At 64.9% G+C, this 15,894-nt stretch carries 7 protein-coding genes, 3 tRNA genes, 1 rRNA gene and 8 pseudogenes; 10 read left to right on the top strand and 9 right to left on the bottom strand.

The genetic code is table 11. The features are described from left to right. Nucleotides 1-33: 33 nt before the first annotated feature. The 5 genes from ACUDAL_RS17640 to tyrS all read right to left on the bottom strand — a co-directional run bounded on the left by ACUDAL_RS17640 (nucleotide 34) and on the right by tyrS (nucleotide 3,954). Nucleotides 34-109, bottom strand: a tRNA-Ala gene (locus ACUDAL_RS17640). An 86-nt stretch (nucleotides 110-195) separates the two neighbouring features. Continuing rightward, nucleotides 196-292: transfer RNA gene (locus tag ACUDAL_RS17635), tRNA-OTHER, on the bottom strand. A 16-nt stretch (nucleotides 293-308) separates the two neighbouring features. After that, nucleotides 309-385, bottom strand: a tRNA-Ile gene (locus ACUDAL_RS17630). A gap of 93 nt (nucleotides 386-478) precedes the next feature. Beyond that, nucleotides 479-2,019, bottom strand: a 16S ribosomal RNA gene (locus tag ACUDAL_RS17625). A 735-nt stretch (nucleotides 2,020-2,754) separates the two neighbouring features. Beyond that, entirely contained in the window at nucleotides 2,755-3,954 is a 1,200-nt protein-coding gene (gene tyrS / locus ACUDAL_RS17620) for a tyrosine--tRNA ligase (RefSeq protein WP_444679042.1), read from the bottom strand. Between the two features lie 109 nt (nucleotides 3,955-4,063). On the opposite strand from tyrS, the pseudogene ACUDAL_RS17615 reads away from it, so the two are divergent. Then, a pseudogene (locus ACUDAL_RS17615) lies at nucleotides 4,064-5,193 on the top strand (anhydro-N-acetylmuramic acid kinase). A 43-nt stretch (nucleotides 5,194-5,236) separates the two neighbouring features. Here the strand turns inward: ACUDAL_RS17615 and ACUDAL_RS17610 are convergent. Both ACUDAL_RS17610 and ACUDAL_RS17605 read right to left on the bottom strand, forming a co-directional pair. Beyond that, nucleotides 5,237-6,378 (bottom strand): annotated as a pseudogene (locus ACUDAL_RS17610) (PilT/PilU family type 4a pilus ATPase). Between the two features lie 34 nt (nucleotides 6,379-6,412). After that, nucleotides 6,413-7,446 (bottom strand): annotated as a pseudogene (locus tag ACUDAL_RS17605) (type IV pilus twitching motility protein PilT). Between the two features lie 75 nt (nucleotides 7,447-7,521). On the opposite strand from ACUDAL_RS17605, the pseudogene ACUDAL_RS17600 reads away from it, so the two are divergent. From ACUDAL_RS17600 to ACUDAL_RS17570, 7 genes and pseudogenes are all read left to right on the top strand, one after another. After that, nucleotides 7,522-8,231 (top strand): annotated as a pseudogene (locus ACUDAL_RS17600) (YggS family pyridoxal phosphate-dependent enzyme). A 57-nt stretch (nucleotides 8,232-8,288) separates the two neighbouring features. Beyond that, nucleotides 8,289-9,113, top strand: a complete 825-nt coding sequence (gene proC, locus ACUDAL_RS17595) for a pyrroline-5-carboxylate reductase (protein WP_444679041.1) — start codon at nucleotides 8,289-8,291, stop codon at nucleotides 9,111-9,113. Nucleotides 9,114-9,171: 58 nt separating this feature from the next. Continuing rightward, nucleotides 9,172-9,762, top strand: a complete 591-nt coding sequence (locus tag ACUDAL_RS17590; RefSeq protein ID WP_444679040.1) for a YggT family protein — start codon at nucleotides 9,172-9,174, stop codon at nucleotides 9,760-9,762. A gap of 49 nt (nucleotides 9,763-9,811) precedes the next feature. After that, nucleotides 9,812-10,969 (top strand): homoserine O-succinyltransferase MetX, encoded by a 1,158-nt coding sequence (gene metX / locus ACUDAL_RS17585; protein ID WP_444679039.1) that lies wholly within the window; start codon nucleotides 9,812-9,814, stop codon nucleotides 10,967-10,969. Beyond that, nucleotides 10,969-11,588 (top strand): annotated as a pseudogene (gene metW, locus ACUDAL_RS17580) (methionine biosynthesis protein MetW). The gene metX and the pseudogene metW overlap by 1 nt, the downstream one beginning before the upstream one ends. A gap of 24 nt (nucleotides 11,589-11,612) precedes the next feature. Continuing rightward, nucleotides 11,613-12,086, top strand: coding sequence for a DUF4426 domain-containing protein (locus ACUDAL_RS17575; RefSeq protein ID WP_444679038.1), 474 nt, complete (start codon nucleotides 11,613-11,615; stop codon nucleotides 12,084-12,086). Nucleotides 12,087-12,091: 5 nt separating this feature from the next. After that, a complete protein-coding gene (locus tag ACUDAL_RS17570; RefSeq protein WP_444679037.1) occupies nucleotides 12,092-12,415 on the top strand; it encodes a Rieske (2Fe-2S) protein in 324 nt (107 codons plus the stop codon). Here ACUDAL_RS17570 and sfsA read toward each other — a convergent pair. Then, a pseudogene (gene sfsA, locus ACUDAL_RS17565) lies at nucleotides 12,378-13,135 on the bottom strand (DNA/RNA nuclease SfsA). The gene ACUDAL_RS17570 and the pseudogene sfsA overlap by 38 nt on opposite strands. A 7-nt stretch (nucleotides 13,136-13,142) precedes the next feature. After that, nucleotides 13,143-14,302, bottom strand: a pseudogene (locus ACUDAL_RS17560) (aminotransferase class I/II-fold pyridoxal phosphate-dependent enzyme). A 295-nt stretch (nucleotides 14,303-14,597) separates the two neighbouring features. Here ACUDAL_RS17560 and dksA point away from each other — a divergent pair. Both dksA and gluQRS read left to right on the top strand, forming a co-directional pair. Continuing rightward, entirely contained in the window at nucleotides 14,598-14,960 is a 363-nt protein-coding gene (gene dksA, locus ACUDAL_RS17555; RefSeq protein ID WP_444679036.1) for an RNA polymerase-binding protein DksA, read from the top strand. 86 nt (nucleotides 14,961-15,046) lie between these two features. Further along, nucleotides 15,047-15,887: pseudogene (gene gluQRS / locus ACUDAL_RS17550) on the top strand (tRNA glutamyl-Q(34) synthetase GluQRS); the annotation flags it as partial. Nucleotides 15,888-15,894: the final 7 nt, after the last annotated feature.

The raw sequence follows: 15,894 nt of genomic DNA, 5'->3' as shown, positions 1-15,894 counted from the left end.
ATCAGGTAAGACTGTGGATACGATGGAGCGTAATGGTGGAGCCAAGCGGGATCGAACCGCTGACCTCCTGCGTGCAAGGCAGGCGCTCTCCCAGCTGAGCTATGGCCCCGAAAGCAATTTGTGTGAGACAAGGCGCTTCGATGCGACGCATAGCCTGCTATGCGAGGTTCAAAGCAACGCCGTATCACGCAAATTTGGTGGGTCTGGGCAGATTTGAAACAAACCCGGCGACCTCACCCTTCTCTTTACAGAACTTCCGGGGGTGCGCTCTCACCAACTGAGCGACAGACCCGGCCGAAGCTCGAGAATGGTGGGTCTGGGCAGATTTGAACTGCCGACCTCACCCTTATCAGGGGTGCGCTCTAACCAACTGAGCTACAGACCCATTGGTCACGCTGGGCCTATACCCAAACAGTCTTTGCTCTGGCCGATCAGGTAATTCATTGTGAGCACTTGCCGCGAGGCGTGATACGTCGTTTAAGGAGGTGATCCAGCCGCAGGTTCCCCTACGGCTACCTTGTTACGACTTCACCCCAGTCATGAACCACACCGTGGTGATCGCCCTCCCGAAGGTTAGGCTAACCACTTCTGGTGCAGTCCACTCCCATGGTGTGACGGGCGGTGTGTACAAGGCCCGGGAACGTATTCACCGTGACATTCTGATTCACGATTACTAGCGATTCCGACTTCACGGAGTCGAGTTGCAGACTCCGATCCGGACTGAGATCAGCTTTCTGGGATTGGCTTGCTCTCGCGAGTTCGCAACCCTTTGTACTGACCATTGTAGCACGTGTGTAGCCCTACCCGTAAGGGCCATGATGACTTGACGTCGTCCCCACCTTCCTCCGGTTTGTCACCGGCAGTCTCCTTAGAGTTCCCGACTTTACTCGCTGGCAAATAAGGACAAGGGTTGCGCTCGTTACGGGACTTAACCCAACATTTCACAACACGAGCTGACGACAGCCATGCAGCACCTGTCTCTGCGTTCCCGAAGGCACCCCTTCGTCTCCGAAGGGTTCGCAGGATGTCAAGGGTAGGTAAGGTTCTTCGCGTTGCATCGAATTAAACCACATGCTCCACCGCTTGTGCGGGCCCCCGTCAATTCATTTGAGTTTTAACCTTGCGGCCGTACTCCCCAGGCGGTCGACTTATCGCGTTAACTGCGCCACAAAGTCCGCGAAGGACCCAACGGCTAGTCGACATCGTTTACGGCGTGGACTACCAGGGTATCTAATCCTGTTTGCTACCCACGCTTTCGCACCTCAGTGTCAGTGTCAGTCCAGAAGGCCGCCTTCGCCACTGGTATTCCTCCCGATCTCTACGCATTTCACCGCTACACCGGGAATTCTACCTTCCTCTCCTGCACTCTAGCCTGACAGTTCCGGATGCCGTTCCCAGGTTGAGCCCGGGGCTTTCACAACCGGCTTATCAAGCCACCTACGCGCGCTTTACGCCCAGTAATTCCGATTAACGCTCGCACCCTCCGTATTACCGCGGCTGCTGGCACGGAGTTAGCCGGTGCTTCTTCTGTGGGTGATGTCCTTCCTCGCGGATATTAGCCGCGAGGCTTTCTTCCCCACTGAAAGTGCTTTACAACCCGAGGGCCTTCTTCACACACGCGGCATGGCTGGATCAGGCTTGCGCCCATTGTCCAATATTCCCCACTGCTGCCTCCCGTAGGAGTTCGGGCCGTGTCTCAGTCCCGATGTGGCTGATCATCCTCTCAGACCAGCTACGGATCGTCGCCTTGGTGAGCCTTTACCTCACCAACTAGCTAATCCGACATAGGCTCATCCGATAGCGCAAGGTCCGAAGAGCCCCTGCTTTCTCCCGTAGGACGTATGCGGTATTAGCCTGGGTTTCCCCAGGTTATCCCCCACTACCGGGCAGATTCCTATGCATTACTCACCCGTCCGCCGCTCGCCACCAGGAAGCAAGCTTCCCGTGCTGCCGCTCGACTTGCATGTGTTAGGCCTGCCGCCAGCGTTCAATCTGAGCCATGATCAAACTCTTCAGTTTAAGATCAGTAGTCCGTTAAGCGGACCAAACTTGGCTCAAGGTTAAAGCTTCTCAAAAGACCCGAAGGTCTCGACGAGTCGCTTGCCTTGATAATGGTGTGACTTCTCACCACCTCATCGACAAGCGCCCACATGAATTACCTGATCGATTGTTAAAGAGCGGCTCCGGGCTCTATAGAGAGTGGAGCGTCTCGCTTGCTGTCGCGGCCGTCGATCCTGTGATCGAGGGGCCTCGCCAGCGCCCTGCGAGGAAGGCGTATTCTACTCAAGTGCCGGAGTTTGTCAACTCTCTTCGTGGCCGTCACCGAGGTGACCCTGACCGCGAAGACCCGCCGGAGCGGGCGACCGCAAGCCCGCCGCCGGACTTGCTTCCGAGTGGGGCGCATTCTACCGAATTCGCCGTGGGCGTCAAGGGCGATTTTTGCGAAGCGAATCGAAAAAATCAAAACGAGACAACCACTTACCACTCTTCCCACCGCTGATGACGTTGCCCGTCACCGGCAGCGGATGCGTACTTTACGGTTTTCCCCGAGCCCCGCAAGGGGCGGCTGTAAAAAAATTTCAGGATGATGGCAACGCGGTGACGAGACGCGGGCGGACGAGCTATCCACAGGCGCTCGGCGGAGAGGGGCTGTGGATGGTTTGCCCCGGAGCGAAGACGACGACGCCCGCACGAGGCGGGCGTCGGTAGAGCAACTGACTTGTCATCGGTTGGCCTGAGAGCCGGTGGAATGACTCAGCGTAGCGTCACCCGGGCATAGCGCTTCTTGCCGGCCTGGATCACGTAGCTCTTGCCGGTGTCGAGCATGGCATCCTTGGCGACGACCTCGCCGTCGACCTTGACCCGGCCGTTGCCCAGCATGTCCTTGGCCTGGGCGCTGTTGTTGGCCAGACCCGCCCGGTTGAGCACCGCAGCGATGGGCGCCTGGGCGCTGCCCTCGAAGTCGACCTCCACCTCGGGCAGGTCTTCGGGCAGCTCGCCTTCGGCCAGGCGGTTGCCGGCCGACTTGTGGGCATTGGCCGCGGCCTCTTCACCGTGGTAGCGGCCGATCAGCTCGCGGGCGAGGATCATCTTGATGTCGCGCGGGTTGGCACCGGCCTCGACGTCGCGCTTGAGCGCCTCGATCTCTTCGTTGGGTTTCAGCGAGAGCAGCTCGAAGTAGCGCCACATCAGGCTGTCGGGCATGGAGACGAGCTTGTTGAACATCGCGCCCGGCGCCTCGTCGACCCCGACGTAGTTGCCCAGCGACTTCGACATCTTCTGCACGCCGTCGAGACCCTCGAGCAGCGGCATGGTGATGACCACCTGCGGCTCCATGCCGAAGTGCTTCTGGATCTCGCGCCCCATCAGCAGGTTGAACTTCTGGTCGGTGCCGCCCATCTCGACGTCGGCCTCGAGCGCCACGGAGTCGTAGCCCTGCACCAGCGGGTAGAGGAACTCGTGGATGGAGATCGGCTGGCCCGACTTGTAGCGCTTGTCGAAGTCGTCGCGCTCTAGCATGCGCGCCACGGTGCTCTGGGCGGCCAGCTCGATCATCCTGGCCGCGGTGAGCTCGCTGAACCATTCGGAGTTGAAGCGCACCTCGGTCTTGTCGGGATCGAGGATCTTGAACACCTGCTCCTTGTAGGTCTGGGCATTGACCCGGACCTCCTCCTCGGTGAGCGGCTTGCGGGTGACGTTCTTGCCGGTGGGATCGCCGATGCGCCCGGTGAAGTCGCCGATCAGGAAGATGATCTGGTGGCCGAGATCCTGGAACTGGCGCATCTTGGTCAGCAGCACGCTGTGGCCAAGATGCAGGTCGGGAGCGGTGGGGTCGAAGCCGGCCTTGATGCGCAGCTTGCGGCCGGACTCAAGCTTCTTGACCAGCTCGTCCTCCAGCAGGATCTCCTGGGTGCCTCGTTTCAGCAGCGCCAGCGCGCTTGCGACCTCGCTCATCTCTCCCACTCCAAAAACGTTGATCGCCCGTGCGGGCAGGGTCCATCGAATGGGGCACGATGGTAGCATGACTCAACGGCCCACGGGGCGACCACGTTAGGGGAAGAAGATGGCACTGTTCGTGGGCTTGATGTCCGGCACCAGCCTGGACGGCATCGATGCCGCCCTGGTCGAGATCGGCGCCGCAGGGAGGGCGCGCCTGCTCGCCACCCACGCCGAGCCGATGCCCGAAGCGCTGCGTGAGCTCCTGCTGAGGCTATGCCAAGCCGAGCGGATCGCCTTCGCCGAGCTGGCCGGCGCCGAGGATGCCTTCTGCCGGCTCCAGGCCGCTGCGGTCGGACACCTGCTCGCCGGCAATGGCATCGCCACCGGGCAGATCGCCGCCATCGGCAGCCACGGCCAGACCATCGAGCATGCGCCCTGGGGCCACGCCGAAGGGCCGGCCTATACCCTGCAGCTCGACAACCCCAGCCTGCTGGCCGAGCTGACCGGCTGCACGGTGGTGGCGGATTTCCGCCGCCGCGATCTGGCCGCCGGCGGTCAGGCCGCCCGCTGGCGCCGGCCTTTCACGAGGCGCTGTTCCGGCGTGCGGGACAGTGGCAGCTGGTGCTCAACCTGGGCGGTTTCGCCAACCTGACCCTGCTGCCACCCGCGGAAAGCGAGGCCGAGGTGATCGGCTTCGATACCGGCCCGGCCAACGCGCTGCTGGATGCCTGGCACGCCCGCCATCGCGGCGGCCGCTACGACCCCGACGGCGCCTGGGCGGCATCGGGGCGCGTGGACGAGATTCTGCTGGAGCGCCTGCTCGCCGAGCCCTTCTTCCATCGCCCGCCGCCGCGCAGCACCGGGCGCGAGGTGTTCCACCTCGACTGGCTTGAAGGCCATCTTACGGGGAAGGAAGAGCCCCAGGACGTGCAGGCGACGCTGGCCGAGCTGACCGCGACCAGCGTAGCCCTGGGCATCGAGATGGCACGCGAGCTGGCCGGCGCGCCTCCGGCCTCAGCGCTGATCCCGTGTGGCGGCGGCGCCCACAACGGTGATCTGCTCGGTCGCCTGGCTCGCCATCTGCCGGAAACCGCGCTGGTTCCCAGCAGCGACTGGGGTTGGCCGGCCGACTGGCTGGAAGCCGGCGCCTTCGCCTGGCTCGCCTGGCGCCGCCTCGAGGGGTTGGCAGGCAACCTGCCCAGCGTCACCGGCGCTCAGGGGCCACGCGTACTTGGCGGTGTCTATGCTCCCTAGCCAGCAACATGGGTAGACGCAATCAGCGGAGTGAGAGCACTTGCTAGAAGTCGTCCTCATCGCGCAGCGTCAGCCGTTGCGCCGAATCCCGAGCCTTGGCCACAACGTCACTCTTTTCATCGCCGTACTTGATCATCATGCGCAGCTCATTGGCCGAATCAGCGTGCACCATGGCAATTTCCTCGCTGATTTTGCCTGCCTTGAAGAGTTCGAACAGCGCCTGGTCGAAGGTCTGCATGCCCAGGTCGCGCGAACGGGCCATGACATTCTTGATTTCACTCACATCGCCCTTACGGATCAGGTCGGCGATCAAGGGGTTTTCAGCAGAATTTCGATGGCCGGGCAGCGCCCGCCGTCGCGAGTGGGCAGCAGCTGCTGGGCGACGACGGCATGAAGGTTGAGCGACAGGTCCAACCAGATCTGCTCGTGGCGCTCATGGGGGAAGAAGTGAATGATGCGGTCCAGCGCCTGGTTGGCGTTGTTGGCGTGCAGCGTGGCCAAGCACAGGTGGCCCGTTTCGGCGAAGGTCAGGGCATGCTCCATGGTTTCCCGCGTGCGCACCTCACCGATCAGGATGACGTCGGGCGCCTGGCGCAGGGTATTCTTCAGCGCCACTTCGAAGGACTCGGTATCGATGCCGACCTCACGCTGGTTGATGATTGCCTTCTTGTGGGGGTGCACGTACTCGATGGGATCCTCGACGCTGATGATGTGACCGCCCACGGTCTCGTTGCGCTGCTGGATCATCGACGCCAGCGTAGTGGACTTGCCGGTGCCGGTACCGCCCACCACGAAGACCAGGCCTCGCTTGAGGTTGGCCAGCTCACCCAGTTGGGGCGGCAGCGAGAGCTCCTCGAGGTGCGGAATATCGTAGGCGATGCGGCGTATGACCATGGCCCACTGGTTGCGCTGCTGGAAGGCACTGACGCGAAACCGCCCGAGCCCGGTAATGCTGAGCGCAAAATTGGCTTCACGCTCCTGCTCGAAGCGCTCGCGCAGGCCATCCGGAATGGCCCCCTGAACCAGCTCGCGCACCTGCTCCACCGTCAGCCGCTGCTCACCTAGCGCCGTCAGCTTGCCCGCCAGCTTCAGGGTGGGGGGCGCCTGTACCGAAATCAGCAGGTCCGATGCTTCCTGCTGTGCCATGATGGTCAGCAGTTGCTGCAGCCATTCTTGTGCCGTCATATTCGTGTTCCCCGCCTCGCTTGCCTAGCGCCCATCACTGCGTCAGCACACCCTTGGCCCTGGCCTGGGCCTCTTCACGCGTGACGATGTTGTCGGTGATCAACTTGTTCAAGGCCGCATCCAGCGTCTGCATGCCCAAGCTGCCACCGGTCTGGATGGCCGAGTAGATTTGCGCCACCTTGTCCTCGCGAATCAGGTTGCGCACCGCGGCGTTGGCGATGAGGATCTCGTGCGCCGCCACTCGCCCGCCGCTGCGGCGCTTGAGCAGGGTTTGGGAAATGACGCCCTGCAGCGACTCCGACAGCATCGAGCGCACCATGGCTTTTTCCTCGCCGGGGAAGACGTCGATGATACGGTCGATGGTCTTGGCCGCCGAGGTGGTGTGCAGGGTGCCAAGCACCAGGTGGCCGGTCTCCGCCGCGGTGAGCGCCAGCCGAATCGTTTCCAGATCGCGTAGTTCGCCTACCAGGATGACATCGGGGTCTTCACGCAGGGCGCTGCGCAGCGCCTGGGCAAAACCGTGGGTGTCGCGATGCACCTCGCGCTGGTTGACCAGGCTGCGCTTGCTGCGGTGAATGAACTCCACCGGATCCTCGATGGTGAGGATGTGGTCGTAGCGGTGATCGTTGATGTAGTCGATCATCGCGGCCAGGGTGGTGCTCTTGCTCGAGCCGGTCGGCCCGGTGACCAACACCAGGCCTCGCGGCAGCAGCGCCAGGCGACGGAAGACCTCGCCAAGACCGAGATCATCCATGGTCAGCACTTCGCTGGGAATGGTACGGAAGACCGCACCGGCACCGCGTGCCTGGTTGAAGGCGTTGACACGGAAGCGCGCCACGCCCGGCACTTCGAAGGAAAAGTCCGTTTCAAAAACTCTTCGTAGTCACGCCGCTGACGATCGCCCATGATGTCGTAGATCAGCTTGCGGACTTCCCGATCTTCCATGGCAGGCACGTTGAGCCGCCGGATATCGCCATCCACCCGGATCATGGGCGGCAGGCCGGCCGACAGGTGCAGGTCGGAGGCGTTCTGCTTTGCCGAGAACGCCAGCAGTTCGGTAATATCCATGCAACTCCCTGCTCGCGATGATGGTTTGTTCCAGTATGCCAGAGCTTTTGACATTACGAACTTTATGTAACTGAGATGACGGATACCATGCTTTGCGAGTCACTGGCCAGCGCCCGACAGCGCCTGGCCGATGCCGCCGCCCGCGCCGGCCGGCCCGCCGAATCGGTGCGCCTGCTTGCGGTCAGCAAAACCAAGCCGGCGGAGCGGATTCGCGAGGCCTGGCAGCTAGGGCAGCGGGAGTTCGGCGAAAACTACGTCCAGGAAGCGCTGGACAAGCAGGCGGCGCTGGTCGACCTGCCCGATATCGTCTGGCATTTCATCGGGCCGCTACAATCCAACAAGACCCGCGCGGTCGCCGAGCATTTCGCCTGGGTGCACAGCGTAGATCGCGAGAAGGTGGCGCGCCGGCTGAACGACCAGCGTCCCGCGGGGCTCGGGCCGCTCAACGTCTGCCTGCAGGTCAACGTCAGCGACGAGGCGACCAAGTCCGGGGTTCACCTCGCCGACCTGGCAACGCTGGCACAGGCCGTGCAGGCGCTGCCGCGGCTGCGCCTGCGCGGGCTGATGGCGATTCCCGCACCCGCCGAGGGCTTGCGGCCCAGCGTGAACCGCTGGCCCGCCTGCGCCAGGCATTCGAGGAGCTGCAAGCCCGCTACCCCAAGGCGCCGCTGGATACGCTGTCAATGGGCATGAGCGACGATCTGGAAGCCGCCGTTCTGGAAGGCGCCACGCTGGTTCGTCTGGGCAGCGCCATCTTTGGCAGCCGAGACACTCCGACCCGATAGACCCTCGCGCACGACGTCAGCCCAGTGTGCCGCACAACACAAAAGGAAAGGATCGCAATGGCCAGCAGAGTCACCTTTATCGGCGCCGGCAACATGGCCAGCGCCATCATCGGCGGGTTGATCGACACCGGCTATCCCGCCACCGCCATTACTGCCACGTCACCCAGTGATGCCTTCTTGGCACCGATCCATGAGCGCTACGGCATTCGCACCAATACCGACAATGCCGCGGCGGTGCGTGGTGCCGACGTGGTCGTGCTGGCCGTGAAGCCGCAGGTGATGCGTGAGGTCTGCGAAGGGCTGCGTGACACCCTGCAGCGGCAGCGGCCGCTGATCATCTCGGTGGCCGCCGGTATCGATGCCGCCACGCTGGAAGCATGGCTGGGCGAAGGGCTACCGCTGGTGCGCTGCATGCCCAACACGCCGTCGCTGGTAGGTGCCGGGGCCGCCGGGCTGTATGCCACCGAAGCCGTCGATGATCATCAGCGCACGCTGGCTGCCACCCTGCTCGAAGCGGTGGGCATCGTCGAGTGGGTTAGCGAAGAGGCCCAGTTGGATGCGGTCACTGCGGTATCCGGCAGCGGCCCGGCCTACTTCTTCCTGATGTTCGAAGCCATGGAAGAGGCGGGCGTGAAGCTCGGGCTGCCCGCCGATACTGCACGCCGCCTGGCGCTGCAGACCGCTCTGGGTGCGGCGCGCATGGCGCAGCAGAGTGAATATCCGCCGGAGCAACTCAAGCGCAACGTGATGTCGCCGGGCGGCACCACCGAACGCGCCATCGAAGCGCTGGAGCAGGCCGGCCTGCGCCGGTCCGTGCTCGACGCCATGGAGGCCTGCGCCGCTCGCGCCCGAGAAATGGCCGAGGAGCTCGGCAAGCGTTAGCCTTTCCGGTCGCGCCCATTTGACGCGACCCACTCGACGATTGATAGGAGGAGCCCTCATGGGCCAACTGGGAAATGCCGGCCTGTTGCTGGTCAACACCCTGATCAACATCTACCTGTTTCTGATGATGCTGCGCTTCCTGCTGCAGGCGTCACAGGCCGACTACTACAATCCCATCAGCCAGTCGGTGGTGAAGATCACCCAGCCGGTGGTGCGCCCCTTCCAGGGCTTCCTCGGCCCGGTGCTGGGTCGCTTCGATCTGGCCACCCTGGCCGCCGCCTTTGTGCTCAAGCTGGTCAGCATCGTGGTAATCCTGCAGATCGCCGGCATCGGCATGCCGCCGGTCACGCAGGTGGTGCTCGGCGCCGTGGCGGCCATCGCCAATGCCATCCTCAAGATCTACTTCTTCGCTCTGATCGTGATGATCATTCTCAGCTGGGTAGCCCCCAACGCCAGCCACCCCGGTGCGCTGCTGGTGATGCAGCTGGTGGAACCGATCATGGCGCCGGTTCGTCGCGTCATCCCGCCGCTGGGCATGATCGACCTGTCACCGATCGTGGTGTTCATCGCCATCAGCATGATCGACGGCATCGTGGTAGGCGCGCTGACCCAGGCCGCAGGTATCGCCGGCGCCCTGGTCGGACTCTGAATCGACGCCGCCCAAGGCAGCCTTACAACGACTGGACTCCTGACGACACATGCCCGAGTTTCCCTGCGACTCCGTCGGACTGGTGACGCCGCAAACAGCGCACTTCGACGACCCTCTGGAGCTGGCCTGCGGCAAGACGCTGCCGGCCTACGATCTCGTCTACGAGACCTACGGCACCCTCAATGCCGAGCGCACCAACGCGGTGCTGATCTGTCATGCCCTGTCCGGCCATCACCACGCCGCGGGCTACCATGACCCGGACGAACGCAAGCCAGGCTGGTGGGACGCCCATATCGGACCGGGCAAGTCGATCGACACCCAGCGCTTCTTCGTGGTGTCGCTGAACAACCTGGGCGGCTGCCACGGCAGCACCGGCCCGACCAGCGAGAACCCGGCCACCGGGCGCCTGTGGGGGCCCGACTTCCCCATGGTCACCGTGAGCGACTGGGTGAACAGCCAGGCCCGCCTGGCCGACCGACTCGGCATCCAGCGCTTCGCCGCGGTGATCGGCGGCAGCCTCGGCGGCATGCAGGTGTTGCAGTGGACCCTCGCCTATCCCGAGCGGGTCGCCAACGCCGCCATCATCGCCGCCACGCCCAAGCTCTCGGCGCAGAACATCGCCTTCAACGAGGTGGCGCGCCAGGCGATACGCTCCGACCCCGACTTCCACGAAGGCTGGTACACCGAGCACGGCACGGCACCGCGCCGCGGTCTGAAGCTGGCCCGCATGGTGGGTCATATCACTTACCTGTCGGAAGACGCCATGGGCAGCAAGTTCGGCCGCGACCTGCGCAGCGAGGAGTTCAACTTCGGCTACGACGTGGAGTTTCAGGTCGAGTCCTACCTGCGCTACCAGGGCGACACCTTCTCTACCGCCTTCGACGCCAACACCTACCTGCTGATGACCAAGGCGCTGGACTACTTCGACCCGGCGGCGGCCCACGGTGGCGAGCTCGCCGCCGCCGTGGGCCCCTCGCAGTGCCCGTTCCTGGTGGTGAGCTTCACCACCGACTGGCGCTTCCCGCCTTCGCGATCGCGGGAGCTGGTGAACGCCCTGATCCGTGCCGGCAAGCCGGTGAGCTACGCCAATATCGATTCGCCCCACGGTCACGATGCCTTCCTGCTGCCTGAGCCACGCTACCAGGCGATATTCTCGGCCTTTATGGCCCGCGCGGCCCGTGAGCTCGGCCTGGAGACCCCCGCATGATGCGCGCCGACCTGAAAGTGATTCATCGCTGGGTACCCGAGGGCGCCCATATCCTCGACCTGGCGTGCGGGGACGGCACGCTGCTGGAGGTGCTGGCACGCGACAAGGGCGTCACCGGCTACGGCCTGGAGATTGACCCGGCAGGCATCACCGCCTGTGTCGCCAAGGGGTCTGCGTGATCGAGCAGAACCTGGACGAGGGCCTGGTCAACTTCGAGGACGACGCCTACGACCTGGTGATCATGACCCAGGCGCTGCAGGCGCTGCGCCGGCCCGACCGCATGCTTGACGAGATGCTGCGGGTCGCCAAGGAGTGCATCATCACCTTCCCCAACTTCGCCTACTGGCGACATCGGGTGCACCTCGGCATTCGCGGCTACATGCCGGTCTCCAAGTCGCTGCCCCATGCCTGGTACGACACCCCCAACATCCACCTGTCGACCTTCAACGACTTCGAGCACCTGTGCCATGAAAAAGGCCTGGTGATCACCGACCGGGCCGTCGGCGTCGGCGACGCCGCGGGAGGCTGGACCACGCGGCACTGGCCCAACCTGTTCGGCGAAACAGCGATCTTTCGCGTCAGCCGCAAGCCGGGCCAAGACCGCAGCCTGTCACGCTAACCGACGCCAACGGGAGACTTGCCCATGCCACGCCACACTGCAACACGCCGCCTGAAGCACGCCCTTGCCACGCTGAGCCTGGCCCTGCTGGCTGTATCCGGTCCGCTCAAGGCGCAGCAATTCGAACAGATCGGCGACTACCAGATCCACTACAGTGCCGTCAGTACCCAGTTCATCCCCCAGTCGGTGGCCGATGCCCACGGCATCCAGCGCAGCCCGGCCATGGCCCTGGTCAATGTCAGCGTGCTCCAGGCGGAAGCCGACGGCGCCCTGCGCCCCGTCAATGCACCGGTCAGCGGCAGCGTCGGTGTGGTGCGCGGCGGCAGCCAGACCCCGCTGGCATTCCGCACCCTGCGGGATGGCGACACCCAGTCGCAGGTCGCGGTATTCCGCATCCAGGAGGACGAGCCGATGCACTTCGACCTCCAGGTCAGCTACGACCGCAACCGGGAGCCAGCGGACCTGCGCTTCATCCAGCGCTTCTATATCGAGCGCTGAACCGCATGCCGATGCGGATTGCCCGGCTGAGCCAGCTGGAGACCCAGCCGTCGCTGGGCGTGACCCTGCCCGACGGCAGGCGCCTCTTTCTCGTCTCCGTGCACGGCGTAGTCAGCGCCTTCGTCAATCGCTGCCCGCATCAGCAGGTGCCGCTGAACTGGGACGATGCCAGCTTTCTCGAGGCCGGCGGTGAGCTGATCCAGTGCGGCGTGCACGGCGCGCTGTTCCTGCCGGAGACGGGGGAATGCGTGTTCGGCCCTGCCAGGGCGCTTTCTCGAGCCGCTGCCGATCTCAGTCGATGCCGAGGGCAACATTCACTTGGCGAGTGAGTGACACCGGAAGTTGACCACCCAGCGCCACCGACACCGGCCGTGAATCGTGCCAGCCGAACTCGCAGCCGTAGGCCAGCACTTCCACTCCCCGCGCTGCCACGGCCTCGAGCGTGGCGGCGTAGGCCGGGTCGAGGTGTGCTGCCGGCGCCACGTCGCGAATGCCGGCGTGGGCGATGCAGAACAGCAGCACCGCACGCTGCCCCTGCTCTGCCAAGGCCGCCAGCGCCAGCAGGTGCTTGCGCCCGCGCTCGCTCACCGCGTCGGGAAAGTAACCGTGCCCATCGCGCTCCTTGAGCGTGACCTGCTTGACCTCGACGAAGGCACAGCCGCGCTCGGGATCGTCGAGGCGAAAGTCGAGCCGCGCCCCCTCTACCTTGGCCTCGCGCCGGAACTGGGCATAACCGGCAAGCGCAGCAATTCGCCCCCTTCCAGCGCCTCTTCGACGATGCGGTTGGCCCGCCCGGTATGCACCGAGGCCAGCGCCACGCCGCCAGCGGGCTGGGGCAACTCGATCAGCTCCCAGGTCCAGGCCAGCTTGCGCGCCGGATTGTCGCTTGGCGCCAGCCACGCCCGACAGCCCGGCACGTTCACCGCGCGCATCGAGCCGGTATTGGGACAGTGCGCTACCACCTCACGGCCGTCGTCGAGGCGAACGTCCGCGAGGAAGCGCTTGTAGCGGCGCAGCAGCACGCCGGGAACGAGAAGGGGATACTCCATGGCGTCGCTACTGCCGCGCCAGGAAGCGCTCGAGCCGGTTCACGGCCTCTTCCAGGCGCGCCGTGCCGGTGGTGAATGCAATGCGTACGTGGTGCTCGCCGCCGGTGACGGCAAAATCGACCCCGGGCGTGATGGCCACGTTCTCCTCTTCCAGCAGGCGCTGGCAAAGGCCTGGCTGTCGCGGCTATAGCGGGAGATGTCGAGCCATAGGTAGAAGGCGCCCTGGGGCGGCAGCGACGGCGCCAAGCCCAGCCGGGCCAGACCCGCCAGCAGCGTATCGCGGCGGCGGCCGAGCTCGACGCGGCGACTTTCGAGAATCTCCCGGCAGTCGGGTGTGAAGGCAGCCAGGGCCGCATGCTGGGCGGGCGTCGAGGCGGCCAGGAACACGTTCTGGGCCAGGCGGGTCAGCGGCTCCACGGCAGCGGCCGGCGCCAGCAACCAGCCCAGCCGCCATCCAGTCATGCCGAAATACTTCGAGAAGCTATTGACCACGAAGGCGTCCGGCGTCAGCGCGGCCACCGACAGCGGCGCGAGGTCGTAGCAGAGCCCCTGGTAGATCTCGTCCACCAGCAGGTGGCCACCACGTACGGCCACGGCGTCGGCCAGCGCGTGCAGCCGCTCGGCGTCGAGCATGTGCCCGGTAGGGTTGGACGGCGTGGCCAGCATTGCCAGGCGCGTCGCCGCCTGCCAATGACGCGCCAGCAGCAGGGCATCGAGCTGCCAGCCGCTGTCGGGCCCCACCGGCACCGTGTCGACCTGCGCCCCCGCCAGCGCCATGAAGTGGCGGTTGCAAGGGTAATTGGGGTCGGCCATCAGCACCCGGTCGCCGGGGCCGACCAGCAGTTGGCTGGCAAGCAGCAGCGCCCCGGAGGCCCCGGGCGTGACCAGGATGCGCGCCGGGTCGACGTCGGCGCCGAAGTGGTCGGCATAATGGCCGGCGATGGCCTCGCGCAGGGCCGGCAGCCCGGCCGCCGGCGTATAGCGGGTCTGCCCCGCTGCCAGGGCGTCTCGTCCGGCGACCGCCACCGGCTCGGGCGTAGGGAAGTCAGGCTCGCCCACTTCCAGGTGGATCACATCATGTCCGGCCGCCTCGCGCGCCTGGGCAATTTCCAGCAAGCTCATCACACGAAAGGGGGCGACGCGCTCGACGCGAGAGTTCCACGACATGTCTGGCTCCTGGACACGATATGAGGAGATGGCAGGGGAAGTTTTTCCCGCCCTTGCGGTCCAACCATGATACTACGCTTTCCCTCGGCGGGCGTTCCGCCCCAGGCCCGGGGTATTGCAAAGGCGCCGTTTTTCGATAAACAAGCATGCCTTTGACGTAGGATACTTACACCGCACTGCGGGGTATTGATCAGCAGTCACACTAGCAATGAGGCAGTGCCATGCCAGTAGCAGACCAAAAAACGGAAGCGCCCAAAAATTCATCCCGTACGAGTCCGCGCCGGGTGAAGAGTACATGAATGAACAGCAGCTTGAGCACTTCCGACAGATCCTGCTGGGCTGGAAACAGGAGCTCATGGAAGAAGTGGATCGCACGGTGCGCCATCTGCAGGAAGAGGCGAACAACTACGCCGACCCCGCCGATCGTGCCACCCAGGAAGAAGGCTTCAGCCTGGAGCTGAGAACCCGCGACCGCGAGCGCAAACTGCTCAAGAAGATCAACGAGACCCTCGAGAAGATCGACGAAGAGGACTACGGCTACTGCGAGGCCTGCGGCGTCGAGATCGGCATTCGCCGCCTGGAAGCGCGCCCCACAGCGACCCTCTGCGTGGACTGCAAGACCCTAGCCGAACTCAAGGAAAAGCAGCTTGGCGGCTGAGCTGGCGTGATGTGGCTCACTCCTCCAGGCGACGGGCACCTCAGGGTGCCCGTTTGCGTGTCGGTGCCCCACGGCACGAGGATCCCATGAGCTACCGCGGCCGCTTCGCCCCTACCCCGTCGGGCGCCCTGCACTTCGGCTCGCTGGTGGCCGCCCTGGCCAGCTTTCTCGATGCCCGCCACGTCGGCGGCGAGTGGCTGCTGCGCATCGAAGATATCGACCCACCGCGCTGTCCGCCCGGGGCGGCCGACACCATCCTTCGCCAGCTTGAGGCCTTCGGCCTGCAGTGGGACGGCCCGGTTTACTGGCAGCACGACCGCGGCAACGCCTATGCCGACGCCCTTGCCCGCCTGGAGAGCCTGGGGCTGGCCTACCCTGCAGCTGCTCACGCAAGCAGTGGCGTGACCACGCCGTCTATCCCGGCTGGTGTCGCGACGGCGTGCGCGAGCCCGGCAGGCCAGTCGCCTGGCGGCTGCGCAGCGACCTCGGTCTGCGCCCGGTCCGCTGGTCCGACCGCCTGTTCGGCATGCAGTGCCTCGACCCCGCCGCGCTCGGCGACGTGGTACTCAAGCGCAAGGACGGCCTCTGGGCCTACCAGCTCGCGGTGGTGGTGGACGACGCCGAACAGGGCATCAGCGACATCGTGCGCGGCGCCGACCTGCTCGACAACACGCCTTGGCAGCGCCAGCTACAGCACGCGCTGGGCCTGCCGACGCCGCGCTACCTGCACCTGCCGCTGGTCCTCGGCCCCGATGGGCAGAAGCTTTCCAAGCAGAACCTGGCGCCGCCGCTGCCGCTCGATGAGCCGGCGGTGCGTGCACTGCTGCATCGTGCTCTACTCACCCTTGGCCAGGCGCCGCCCCATCGCTCGCCACGGCACCGGTGGCCGAGCAGCTGCGCTGGGCCATCGCCCACTGGCGGGTGGCCGGTATTC

Source organism: Halomonas sp. E19, from assembly GCF_052439355.1.
GTDB lineage: Bacteria > Pseudomonadota > Gammaproteobacteria > Pseudomonadales > Halomonadaceae > Halomonas.
Note: the sequence above shows the minus strand (reverse complement) of the source record. Positions and strands in the feature narration are given on the sequence as shown.

Bases quoted from the DNA above. Each gene is read 5' to 3' on its own strand.
- tyrS (WP_444679042.1), bottom strand. From the start codon at position 3,954: ATGAGCGAGGTCGCAAGCGCGCTGGCGCTGCTGAAACGAGGCACCCAG.
- proC (WP_444679041.1), top strand. From the start codon at position 8,289: ATGGCCAGCAGAGTCACCTTTATCGGCGCCGGCAACATGGCCAGCGCC.
- ACUDAL_RS17590 (WP_444679040.1), top strand. From the start codon at position 9,172: ATGGGCCAACTGGGAAATGCCGGCCTGTTGCTGGTCAACACCCTGATC.
- metX (WP_444679039.1), top strand. From the start codon at position 9,812: ATGCCCGAGTTTCCCTGCGACTCCGTCGGACTGGTGACGCCGCAAACA.
- ACUDAL_RS17575 (WP_444679038.1), top strand. From the start codon at position 11,613: ATGCCACGCCACACTGCAACACGCCGCCTGAAGCACGCCCTTGCCACG.
- ACUDAL_RS17570 (WP_444679037.1), top strand. From the start codon at position 12,092: ATGCCGATGCGGATTGCCCGGCTGAGCCAGCTGGAGACCCAGCCGTCG.
- dksA (WP_444679036.1), top strand. From the start codon at position 14,598: ATGAATGAACAGCAGCTTGAGCACTTCCGACAGATCCTGCTGGGCTGG.